This is a genomic window from Flavobacterium sp. RSB2_4_14, from assembly GCF_051547085.1.
GTDB lineage: Bacteria > Bacteroidota > Bacteroidia > Flavobacteriales > Flavobacteriaceae > Flavobacterium.
Genome location: NZ_JBPTTL010000001.1, coordinates 1,170,671 through 1,182,269, shown reverse-complemented (window position 1 = coordinate 1,182,269; position 11,599 = coordinate 1,170,671). Strand labels below are relative to the sequence as shown.

Annotated in this window: 13 protein-coding genes; 7 read left to right on the top strand and 6 right to left on the bottom strand. The window is 32.8% G+C overall.

Going from position 1 to position 11,599, the window contains the following annotated elements; translation table 11 throughout:
- Window positions 1-3: 3 nt before the first annotated feature.
- The gene (locus tag ACSVH2_RS05350; RefSeq protein ID WP_438092113.1) at window positions 4-612 is read left to right on the top strand and encodes an IMPACT family protein; all 609 of its coding nucleotides are present in this window, start codon (window positions 4-6) and stop codon (window positions 610-612) included.
- A 6-nt stretch (window positions 613-618) separates the two neighbouring features.
- Here ACSVH2_RS05350 and ACSVH2_RS05345 read toward each other — a convergent pair whose 3' ends face one another.
- Window positions 619-1,017 carry an acyl-CoA thioesterase gene (locus ACSVH2_RS05345; protein ID WP_438092112.1) on the bottom strand — a complete coding sequence of 133 codons (399 nt, stop codon included), beginning with the start codon at window positions 1,015-1,017 and terminating at the stop codon, window positions 619-621.
- Between the two features lie 185 nt (window positions 1,018-1,202).
- Here ACSVH2_RS05345 and dnaA point away from each other — a divergent pair, with 185 nt between their 5' ends.
- Genes dnaA through ACSVH2_RS05330 form a run of 3 tightly spaced genes read left to right on the top strand, consistent with a single transcriptional unit; the run spans window position 1,203 to window position 3,910 of the window.
- A complete protein-coding gene (gene dnaA, locus ACSVH2_RS05340) occupies window positions 1,203-2,630 on the top strand; it encodes a chromosomal replication initiator protein DnaA (protein WP_438092111.1) in 1,428 nt (475 codons plus the stop codon).
- A gap of 45 nt (window positions 2,631-2,675) precedes the next feature.
- Window positions 2,676-3,143 (top strand): low molecular weight protein-tyrosine-phosphatase, encoded by a 468-nt coding sequence (locus ACSVH2_RS05335; RefSeq protein ID WP_438092110.1) that lies wholly within the window; start codon window positions 2,676-2,678, stop codon window positions 3,141-3,143.
- A 44-nt stretch (window positions 3,144-3,187) separates the two neighbouring features.
- On the top strand, window positions 3,188-3,910 hold the full coding sequence (locus tag ACSVH2_RS05330) for an SAM-dependent methyltransferase (protein WP_438092109.1): 723 nt from the start codon (window positions 3,188-3,190) through the stop codon (window positions 3,908-3,910).
- Here the strand turns inward: ACSVH2_RS05330 and ACSVH2_RS05325 are convergent, their stop codons facing one another.
- From ACSVH2_RS05325 to dapF, 5 genes are all read right to left on the bottom strand, one after another.
- A complete protein-coding gene (locus ACSVH2_RS05325) occupies window positions 3,911-4,546 on the bottom strand; it encodes a peptidoglycan-binding protein LysM (protein WP_438092108.1) in 636 nt (211 codons plus the stop codon).
- A 97-nt stretch (window positions 4,547-4,643) separates the two neighbouring features.
- Window positions 4,644-5,531 (bottom strand): DUF2279 domain-containing protein, encoded by an 888-nt coding sequence (locus tag ACSVH2_RS05320; protein ID WP_438092265.1) that lies wholly within the window; start codon window positions 5,529-5,531, stop codon window positions 4,644-4,646.
- A gap of 27 nt (window positions 5,532-5,558) precedes the next feature.
- Window positions 5,559-6,593 carry an endolytic transglycosylase MltG gene (gene mltG / locus ACSVH2_RS05315; RefSeq protein ID WP_438092107.1) on the bottom strand — a complete coding sequence of 345 codons (1,035 nt, stop codon included), beginning with the start codon at window positions 6,591-6,593 and terminating at the stop codon, window positions 5,559-5,561.
- A gap of 13 nt (window positions 6,594-6,606) precedes the next feature.
- Window positions 6,607-7,140 (bottom strand): GNAT family N-acetyltransferase, encoded by a 534-nt coding sequence (locus ACSVH2_RS05310; protein ID WP_438092106.1) that lies wholly within the window; start codon window positions 7,138-7,140, stop codon window positions 6,607-6,609.
- The gene (gene dapF / locus ACSVH2_RS05305) at window positions 7,134-7,916 is read right to left on the bottom strand and encodes a diaminopimelate epimerase (protein WP_438092105.1); all 783 of its coding nucleotides are present in this window, start codon (window positions 7,914-7,916) and stop codon (window positions 7,134-7,136) included. Before dapF ends, ACSVH2_RS05310 begins: the two co-directional genes overlap by 7 nt.
- Before the next feature lie 132 nt (window positions 7,917-8,048).
- On the opposite strand from dapF, the gene ACSVH2_RS05300 reads away from it, so the two are divergent.
- From ACSVH2_RS05300 to ACSVH2_RS05290, 3 genes are all read left to right on the top strand, one after another.
- A complete protein-coding gene (locus ACSVH2_RS05300; RefSeq protein WP_438092104.1) occupies window positions 8,049-9,437 on the top strand; it encodes a S1C family serine protease in 1,389 nt (462 codons plus the stop codon).
- 154 nt (window positions 9,438-9,591) lie between these two features.
- Window positions 9,592-11,040: a glyceraldehyde-3-phosphate dehydrogenase gene (locus ACSVH2_RS05295; RefSeq protein ID WP_438092103.1), complete on the top strand. Its 1,449-nt coding sequence runs from the start codon at window positions 9,592-9,594 to the stop codon at window positions 11,038-11,040.
- A gap of 156 nt (window positions 11,041-11,196) precedes the next feature.
- Window positions 11,197-11,568, top strand: a complete 372-nt coding sequence (locus tag ACSVH2_RS05290) for a hypothetical protein (protein ID WP_438092102.1) — start codon at window positions 11,197-11,199, stop codon at window positions 11,566-11,568.
- The last annotated feature ends 31 nt before the right edge of the window (window positions 11,569-11,599 follow it).

Here is an 11,599-nt window from a genome sequence, read left to right as displayed (position 1 = left end):
GTTTTGATTGAAAAAGATACTTATAAAACAATAGTCAATCCAACTGCAGAAATTTTATTTAAAGAAAAAAACAGTAAGTTTTTTGGCTATGCCTTTCCTGTTGCAACTGAAGAAGAAATAAAAAATCATTTGGAAATACTGAGAAAGCAACATCATGGCGCTGTCCATTTTTGTTACGCATATCAATTAGGCACCGAAAAAGTCACGTTCAGAGCTAATGATGATGGCGAACCTAGCAATTCAGCAGGAATGCCCATTTATGGACAAATTCAATCTTTTGGTTTAACCAATATTCTAGTGGTCATAGTTCGTTTTTTTGGAGGTGTAAAATTAGGCGTTGGAGGATTGATTACTGCATACAAAACTGCAGCTCAAATGACATTAGAAAATGCTGAAATTATCGAAAAAACGATTGACATCCATTTCCAAGTGAACTTTGACTATAAGAATATGAATAAAGTCATGAGAGTCATCAAAGAAAAAAATCTTGACATTATTTCCCAAAATCTGACTGAAAATTGTCAAATAGAAATGGCTACACGAAAAAAAAATGCCGAAAATATTTTCGACATCTTTGCTGCAATGTTTGAAATTGAAATAAAAAAACTTTAATTTTTTTTAGTTCTCTAAGACTTCTAAAATATACTTTGGTGGCGCAATAGGTTTTCCTAAATTCATGTCCACAAAAACCAATATAAATTGTGCAGTTGTTAATAACTCATCGTTTTCATTGCGAATTTCACAATCAAATTCAATCTTTACAGAAGTTTGACTTTTAAACTTCGTAATGACTGTAAGTAAGTCGTCATAACGTGCTGGCTTTTTGTAATTTATAGTCATGTAAACTATTGGAAGCGCAATTCCATTTTCTTCAAGCGATTTATATGAAATCCCTTTGTTTCTAAGCCATTCCACGCGTCCCATCTCGAAATAAGGTATGTAATTACCATGATAAACGACACTCATTTGGTCGGTTTCTGAATACCGAACTCTAACATTTATTTGATGTTCTTTCATCTATTATTTTTGCTTTTAATCTATTATTTTTACTCTCCTTACGACAATATTTTTTAAAAATCAATGCCATTAAAATTTTTTTTAACAAATTTTATTCACATATTTGTTACCCCGAAAAGCTAGACAATTTTTGTTGTCTTTTTTACAAAAAAACCTAAACTAATAATAATAATTTTAAATCAAATATGAGCAAAACTGCGCAATCGGTATGGGAAAACTGTCTTGAGTTTATTAAAGACAATATTCAAGAGCAAGCTTTTAAAACTTGGTTTGAACCGATTAAGTCAGTTGAACTTACAGATAACGCATTGTACATTCAAGTGCCTAGCAAATTTTTCTATGAGTGGCTTGAAGAACATTACGTAAAATTATTAAAAGTAGCACTAACCAAAGAACTCGGAAAAAATGCAAAGTTACTCTATAAAATCAAAATGGAGAACACTTATGGCAATAAACAACCGTATACTGAACAATTACCAAGTTCTCATAGAAGTCCTTTGAAATCTCAAGATGTTGACGCACCATTTAAAAATCTGAATCCAGAACTAAAAAATCCTTTTGTGATTCCTGGAATTAGAAACCTAAAAATCGAGTCGCAACTTAATCCAAATTATAGTTTCGATAATTTCCTTGAAGGAGATTCTAACAGATTAGCGCGTTCAGCCGGTATGGCAGTTGCCAATAAACCTGGAGGAACTTCATTCAACCCATTATTAATTTTTGGCGGTGTTGGATTAGGAAAAACGCATTTAGCACATGCTATTGGCGTTGAAATCAAAGATAAATATCCAGAGAAAACGGTATTGTATATTTCAGCCGAAGTATTTACACAACAATATATTGATTCGGTAAAGAAAAACAACAGAAACGATTTTATTCATTTCTATCAATTGATTGATGTGTTGATTATTGATGATGTTCAGTTCCTATCAGGAAAAACAGGAACACAAGATGTATTCTTCCATATCTTTAATTATTTACACCAAAACGGAAAACAAGTAATTCTAACTTCAGACAAAGCTCCTGTTGATATGCAAGACATCGAACAACGTTTATTGTCTCGTTTCAAATGGGGATTATCTGCTGAATTACACCAACCTGATTATGAAACAAGAATTTCTATCTTAAAAAATATTTTATACCGCGATGGCGTTGAAATGCCCGATGAAATTATAGAATATGTGGCTAGAAATATCAAATCCAATGTTAGAGAATTAGAAGGTGCTATCATTTCTTTAATCGCACAATCTTCATTCAATAAAAAAGAAGTCACTCTCGATTTAGCTAAAAGTGTAGTTGAGAAATTTGTAAAAAATGTAAAACGAGAAATCTCAATAGACTATATCCAAAAGGTAGTCTCAGATTATTTCCAGTTAGACATTGATACACTACAGTCCAAAACCAGAAAACGTCATGTGGTTCAAGCAAGACAGTTGGCTATGTTTTTTGCAAAAAAGTTTACTAAATCTTCTTTAGCAAACATAGGTTCACAAATTGGCGATAGAGATCACGCAACCGTTCTACACGCTTGTAAAACTGTGGACAACTTAGTGTCAACAGACAAACAATTCAAAAAATTCGTAGAAGACATTCACAAAAAACTATCTTTATAATTAGCTTTTTTTGATTAAGTTTGCTCCTTAGAGAAACACTTTAGTATGTCCGTTAAAATTTTAATGGTTTGCCTTGGAAATATTTGTCGTTCCCCATTAGCGGAAGGACTTTTGGCTTCAAAACTCCCAAAAGACAAATTTATTGTAGACTCCGCTGGAACCGGAAATTACCATATTGGCAAACAACCAGATCAACGGTCTATACTCACAGCCCAAAAAAATGGTTTAGATATTACCAATCAAAAAGGAAGGCAATTTACAGCAAACGACTTTGATTACTTTGATTATATTTTCGTTATGGATAGCTCCAATTATGATGATGTGATACAATTAGCCAAAAGTGAAGCTCATAAAAACAAAGTCGAAATGATTCTCAATCACTTATTTCCAGGGGAAAATGTTGATGTTCCTGATCCATATTACGGATTACAAAATGGCTTTGATATGGTTTATGAAATGCTTGATGAAACTTGTGATATTCTTGCCAAAAAATTAATTGAAAAGCATTCTTAAAAAGCGGGCAAAAAGACTCTGAAAATAACAAACAAACTTTTAAAATGAAACCCGTAACACTCAGAGGAAAATTGTACTTAATTCCAACCACTTTGGGAGATATGAATCCTCATGATGTGTTGCCACAAACTGTAAAAAGAGCCATAGATTTCATAGATTTTTACATTGTAGAAAATGAAAAAACAGCTCGAAAATTCATTAAAGCAATCAATCCCGAAAAGGTTCAAGCGAGTTTAAAACTCTCAATACTCAATAAACATACTGAGATTTCCGAACACAATGCTATGATTTCGCCTTGCTTAAATGGCATTAATGTCGGTTTAATGAGCGAAGCTGGTTGTCCTGGTGTTGCTGATCCTGGCGCTGTAATTGTGAAAATAGCACATGAAAAAGGGATACAAGTTATCCCGTTAGTTGGACCATCTTCCATTTTAATGGCTATGATGGGTTCAGGAATGAATGGTCAAAGTTTTGCTTTCAATGGCTATTTGCCTATTGACAAAGGAGATAAAAAAGCGGCTTTAAAAAACTTTGAAAATCTTTCAAACACCAAAAATCAATCACAGATTTTTATTGAAACGCCTTACCGAAATAATAAATTATTAGAAGATTTGCTGTCAACATTACAGCCCAACACCCATCTTTGTATTGCAACTGATATTACTTTACCAACAGAATATATAAAAACGTTACGAGTGGCCGATTGGAAAAAAATAAAGGTCGATTTACACAATCGACCTACTATTTTTATTATTCACAAAATGTAATTACTTGATTTTTGCGTTTTTTATCGCTTTGATTCCTTTGGTTTCAAAACCTCCAAAGTCACGAATATAGGTTTTAATCGAAGTTCCATAAGCGTCTTTTTTGGCTCTTTCTCCATCTGTATTCAAAAACTTTTTAACCGAACCAACACCACCTAAATGTGCTGCAGCTAAAATTCCTGATTCGGTTATTTTAACACCATCCACAATTCTGCCCTCAAAATAGTTGATGTAGTTTCGTAATTCGTACTTGTTTTTAGAAAGCAAAACAACAAAAGCTTTTTCTTGAAGCTTTGGACTGTTTAAAAAACCAACGCTATCATGAATACCAATTGATTTTAAAGTCTCAAAACCAAATTGGTATTTACCGATATACCCTAAAGTATTGATTTTTCTGTATTTTCCTTGTGATTCTTTGTGAGCAATGGCTTCCTTATAGCCAATAAAATACCTTCCTGTAAATGGAACTCTTAAAGTTACATAGTCAATGATATTTTGAGAGGGAAAAACATATAATAGTTCTTCGTTTTCATCAACACGAAAACCGCTGTTGATCTGGGAGTTATAGGGTTTAAAACCCGAGCTTATGAAAGCTACAATTAGTAGGATTGATGTGTAAAAAATTCCTTTTTTTATCATTAAAATTTATTTCTCAAGCGCTGTCACCGACATGATATTTCCGAGTGCAAATATACAAATAAATTTATAAAATTGAATATCAAGTAGTTGAACTACCTTAAAAATAGATGAAATGAAACTTTGTACCTCCGTTACTCCTTATTTCAAACGTTGGAGCAGGAATTTTGATAAAATTAAAAACTGTTAAAATTGTCTTAACAAAGTGTGATTTTGTTTCGATTTTTGTCAAATCTACGTCAAGACTTAGATAAAATTGCCGGTATCTTTCACTTTCGGGAAGAAAAATAGTGTTGACAAAGGCATCTTCTCCAGTAATCATGCCTTCAGCACCATAACCAAAAGCAACATTGAGCCATTTTGGAATTGTTGAAGTCTTAGCAAAAGAATGAATATTGGCAGACAACCAATACGTTTGTCCATTATAATCTTTTACTATTTGCTCTGTTATAGTACTTCCCAAAACTTCTGGTCGAGCAGAAGCATAAGGCGTGGTATGAAAGGAAAATTTTGGAATAATTCGTTGCTCTTTCCAAAGTAATTCTTGCGAAACATACAAAGCCGTTCCAGCAACATTTGCTGCAACATCACCCATCGAAGCACCCCAATTTTCTGAATAACCATCAAAAACTTCCACAGCGGTTAAAAAGGCTAAACCCAACGTTGACCCATAAATTAATTGACTTTTTTTGCTTGCTCCAGACCATTTCAAAACATCGGCGCCATAACTTCCAATTTGATAGGAAGAGAAAACATGCCCCATTTTATCCATTTGTAACCATTCAGCATTGTCATTAATAAAATGAAAGTTGGAACGAGGATAATCAGCATACCACAATTGATTTAAACCAATTAGAGCAACTGAACCAATGGCTACTTCTGAAATAATTACTGTATTTAAACGCTTCTTATTTAAGGTGTCAGAAGGTTTCAAAAAACTTTCAAGCGAACTTTGAGAATAAAGAAAACTAGAGAAAAATAAAAACAAGAGAAAATAAAGCCTCGTTTTCAACCGTTATCGCTTTGTGCCTTGAGCATTCAACCAACTTGAATATTTTTTGGCATTAAGATTATGCTGCGCTATTGTTGAAGCAAACTCATGATATCCAAATCGTTCCACACTAGCACAGAAATATAGATAATTGTGTTTTTCAGGAGTTAAAACGGCATCAATAGCATCTATATCGGGCATGGCAATTGGTCCTGGTGGCAATCCAATATTTTGATACGTATTGAATGGCGACTTGATAAACAAATCGATATACAAAACCCTTTTTATAATTTGGTCAAAATTATTGTCTCTCAATTTTAAAGCATAAATTACTGTTGGGTCAGCTTGTAAAGGCATTCCTTGATTTAATCTGTTTAGATAAACTCCAGCAACAGTTGGTCTTTCGCTTTTTTTAACGGTTTCCTTATGAACAATAGAAGCTAACGTAATGACTTGAACCGGTGTTAAATTCAATGCTTCTGCTTTGGAAATTCGCTCTTTAGTCCAAAAACGGTTGTATTCGTCTAACATTTTATTTCTGAATTTTTCTGCTGAAATATTCCAATATACTTCATAAGTATTTGGTAAAAACATAGCAAAAACATTGTCTTTGGTGAAATCATTGGCATTCAAAAAAACGGTATCGCGAAATGTTGCCAATAGTTTAGTGGTATCTGGCTCGATTTGCGAACTCAGTCTCTCACATAGATTTTCTAGTCTTTCCTGATTGTTAAAAGCCAATTTCACTGGAACATTTCTTCGCATGGCTGCTACCAATTGAAAAGCACTCATTCCTTTCCTTAGCAAAAATCTTCCCGGTTTTACATTTTCGGGATACGAACGACGATTAGCAATAAATTCAAAGCTGCTCATACTTTTTACATAAGGCGAAATAATTTTCTCTACATCGGCATAAGTTGAACCTGTGGGGATTTGAACATAAAGTTCTTCTTTCTCAAATTTAGTATTTGAGGTGAAAAACATAAAAAAAACAACAATGACAATCAGCAAAAAAACTATTGCCAGCACTTTAAAAATAGTATTTCTCTTTGTATTCAAAACCGAAAATGTTTTAGTTTATTTTTTTAATTAATTGCAACAATACCTCATCTTTAAAGGAATTATTAATGAAATTCCAATCTTTTTTTACACCTATTTTTTCAAATTCAAATGTAGCAAAAAGAGCTATACTCGCAGTGTTTTCAGTTCCTATATTTGCAAATAGTTGATGCAATTGTAATTGCTGAAAAGCATACTGAATCATCAAGCCCAAAGCTTCTTTTCCAAAACCATTGTTTCTATCCACTTCATTTTGAATAATAATACCAACACCTGCTCGTTTATTTTTGGCATCAAAATCAAATAAGTCAATCAAACCTATAGCTTCAAAGGTCGATTTTTTACAAATAGCCAATCGCAATTGTTTGGCTTCGTAAATATCTTGATGGGCATTTTCAAGGTATTGATGAATGAGAAATTTGCTATAAGGTGTTTGTGTGTTGCTCACTTCCCAAATAGTTTCATCGTTTTCTATAGCATATATAAACTCTAAATCTTCTGGTTCGAGTGCTCTTAAAAAAATATTTTTTCCTTGTAATGTTACCATGCTATTTGTCCCTCAAAAACGAAAGTTGCTGGCCCTTTTAAAAAAACTTTGTTGTACTTATCGCCTTCTTTCACATAAGTAACCTCTAATTTTCCGCCTTCAACATCTAAATAGATATGATGAGAATTTGTCTTTCCAATAGCATTCATAGCGATTGCAACAGCTGTTGCACCAGTGCCGCAAGAAAGCGTTTCGTCTTCCACACCTCGTTCATAGGTTCGTAATGCAAAATGATTTTCGGACAATTGTTTCACAAAATTAACATTACTGCCTTCTTTTCCATACAATTCAGAATAACGAATGGTTGCTCCATTCGTTTTCACATCATAATTTTCTAAATACTCAACCATCATCACATGATGTGGAGAACCTGTGTTTAGGAAAACATAATCTTCTTTAACTTTAACATCTGATACATTTTTCATTTGCAACGAAATGATATCATTTTCTAAAACCGAAGCATGATGCAAACCATCAGTAGCCAAAAAAGTAGTTTGTTTATCAATGATTGACAAACTTTTGGCGAAGGCAACCAAACAACGTCCGCCATTGCCACACATCGAACTTTGATTTCCATCGGAATTAAAATAAACCATTCTGAAATCGGTTTCGATATCGTTTTCTAGCAAAATCAATCCATCTGCTCCAATTCCAAAACGTCTGTCACAAAGTTTTTTAATGAGATTTGTATTGTCTTTTGGGAAACTATTTTGACGATTATCAATCATCACAAAGTCGTTTCCAGTTCCTTGATATTTGGCAAAAATAGTTTTCATAGCTGTAGATACTGTCACAAATATAGCAAATATTAAGATTAACTTAAAAATTGTTAAACCAGCGTTAAGGATATTTGTTAAAAATGATAATGTATTTAATTTTACTCTCAAATAATTTAAATAGTAATAGTTATGAAACGACTTTCAAGTTTATTTATGATTTCTTTATTAAGTGGTGCAACTACACTTGGTGCCTACAAATTATTTATTGAAGACAATAATAATCGCAGTTCGATTGTAACTTCTGCACCAGCAAATTACAATAGAACGGTTGGTTTTAATGGAGAAGCCGTAGATTTTACAACGGCAGCCGAAAGCGCTGTTCACAACGTTGTTCACGTAAAAAATGTATCGATTAGAACTATTTCTAATCCTATTATGGAATATTTCTATGGCACACGTGGTGGACAACAACAAGAACAAATTGGTACTGGTTCAGGTGTAATTATTTCAGAGGATGGCTATATAGTAACTAATAATCATGTAATTAAAGATGCGACCGAATTGGAAGTAACACTAAATAATAACCAATCTTATAAAGCAAAACTAATTGGAACTGACTCCAAAATGGATATTGCTTTATTGAAAATAAATGCCAATCAAAAATTGCCTTATGCTACTTTCGCAGATTCTGATTTAGTAAAAGTGGGCGAATGGGTTTTGGCAGTTGGAAATCCATACAACTTAAACTCAACAGTAACGGCCGGAATAGTTTCGGCAAAAGCAAGAAATTTAGATACAAACGGAATTCAATCCTTTATACAAACCGATGCTGCTGTAAACCCAGGAAATTCAGGTGGAGCGTTAGTCAACACGCGTGGAGAATTAATTGGTATTAACACCATGATTTCATCTCCTACTGGAAGCTACGCGGGTTATTCTTTTGCTGTTCCATCCAACATTACCCGAAAGATAATTGAAGACATCATGGAGTTTGGAGGTGTACAAAGAGGTATTTTAGGAGTTGAAGGTTCTGAATTAAACAGTAAAATTTCTAAAGAACTCGGACTTGAAGATGCTGAAGGTTTCTATATTAATAAAGTAACTAAAAACTCAGGTGCTGAAAAAGCCGGTCTGCAAAAAGGAGATATTATTAAAAAATTAGATACCCAAAAAATTAATTCTTACTCTGAACTTTCGGGTTACATCAATACCAAAAGACCAAATGACAAAGTACAAGTAACATTTATCCGAGACGGTCAAACCAAAACAGCATCGGTAACATTAATCAAAAATGATGTTTTTACCACTGAATTTAAAGGTTTAGAACTTGAAAACATTGATGCTTCTGATAAAAAGAAATATAAAATAGACTACGGTGTTCGTATTAAAGATATCAATAACGATAATTTAAGACCTTATTATGATCAGTTAAAAGGTGGTGTCATTTTATCAATTGACAATGTGAAAGCAACTGATGTAGAGTCTGTTTCCAGATTACTAAACAAAAAAGACGAGAATCAAAATGTAAGTATTCAAATGATTAATAGAATAGGACAAATTATTCAAGTCATCTTATAATTCATCTTACTTATTTTTCTGAAAAGTCAATTCAAATATGGATTGACTTTTTTTATTGAAAAAATTTACGAAATCGTTTTCGTTAAACACTTCTATTTTATACTTTTGCGCAAAATTATTTTTTTACAACACAACTAACAATTATTCTCTTTTTATGAACAGCAACACTTTATACGAAAAAGAATTGTCTTTTCAAGCTGACAGGCGAAAAGCAGCAGTAGAATTCATCAAAATCATTAGCGATTTGTGGTATGATAAATCCATTGAATTGATATTTTTTAGAAATCAATTGATTGACAGAAATGTTAGTGACATCATGAATCTTCATGAATATGCTGGTGAATTTGTTCAAAAACCAATTAACGTTTTTGACACGGTTGAGATTGCAAGAGCTATCGAAAATCTTGATTTACCACCATCACGAATTGACATTGGAAAATTAACTTATGAATACCATTTAGAAGATAATAAATACCATGACTGTAGAGCGTTTGTAATTGATAAACTTAAAAATGCAAAAAATACAAAAAACATCAAACCAAAAGATGTTGTTTTATATGGTTTTGGTCGTATTGGTCGTTTGTTAGCTCGTGAAATGATGAGTAAAATCGGGAAAGGACAACAGTTGCGACTTCGTGCTATTGTAACTCGTGATAAAAACGATGCTGTTTCATTAGAAAAAAGGGCTTCATTATTAAGACACGATTCTATTCACGGTGATTTTGAAGGAACTGTTCAAGCAGATGTTGCTAATAATGCATTGATTATTAATGGAACTACGGTTCATATAATCACGGCTAATGCTCCCGAAGAAATTGACTATACAAAATATGGTATTAAAGACTCTTTACTAATTGACAATACAGGTGCTTTTACTACCGAAGAAGCATTAAAACGTCACTTGGTTTCAAATGGAGTTGAAAAAGTATTATTGACAGCTCCAGGAAAAGGAGTTCCAAATATTGTTTATGGCGTAAACCACAACGAATACAATCCAGATGAAGTAGCTATTTTTTCAGCTGCATCTTGTACAACAAACGCAATTACTCCTATACTAAAAGCAGTAGAAGATACGTTGGGAGTGGTAAAAGGACATTTAGAAACAATTCATGCCTATACCAATGACCAAAATTTGGTAGACAATATGCACAAAAAATACCGTCGTGGTCGTGCTGCTGCCTTAAATATGGTAATTACAGAAACTGGCGCTGGCAGTGCTGTTGCAAAAGCATTACCAAGTTTAGCCGGAAAATTAACTTCCAATGCTATTCGTGTTCCAGTTCCAAATGGGTCTTTAGTAGTTTTGAATTTAGAAGTTAACAAAGAAACATCTTTGGAAAGCATCAATGCTATCATGAGAAAATATGCTTTGGAAGGTGAATTGGTAGAACAAATCAAATATTCATTGAACAACGAATTAGTTTCTTCTGATATCGTTGGCACATCTGCGCCGTCAATTTATGACAGTAATGCTACTATAGTATCTGGAGATGGAAAAAACATTGTACTCTATGTATGGTATGACAATGAATATGGTTATAGTCATCAAGTAATCCGTTTAGCAAAATATATTGCGAAAGTAAGACGCTACACTTATTATTAGTAGTTAATACCGATTATTAATTCAAAAAAAATCTCGTCATGCTGTTAGGGTAAAATGGGATTTTTTTGTTTTATGTAAAATGAATTGTTAAAAAAAAGTCATATTAAAAAATAATCACTACTTTTCCACCGCTAAAGTAAAGTCCTTAAATCACTTATGAAGAAATTAATTTTAAGTTTATCCATTCTGTCTTGTCTAGCATTTTCAAATGAAGAACCAAAAGTAACAACCTACAGTTATGGTCACAATGGGATGGAATATGTTGCTCGCAGTAAAAATGGGACAGTTATTATAAGCACGTTTAATTCAAAAATGACAATAAGACAAGATATTGCATCAAAAATTTATGAAATGTATTTAGAGCATAAATTAGAAAACAATAAAAAAACAACTGTTTTTGGTACAGAAGCAGACGTAACTGGAAAATGCATCATCAGGAAAAAAGACAATTTAACAACCGTAGATTTTTACTATGAAACGGTAGAATGGTGTACAGGAGTTACAGAAATTTACAAAAAGAATATATAAAACAAAAAAGCTCAACCAATAAGTTGAGCTT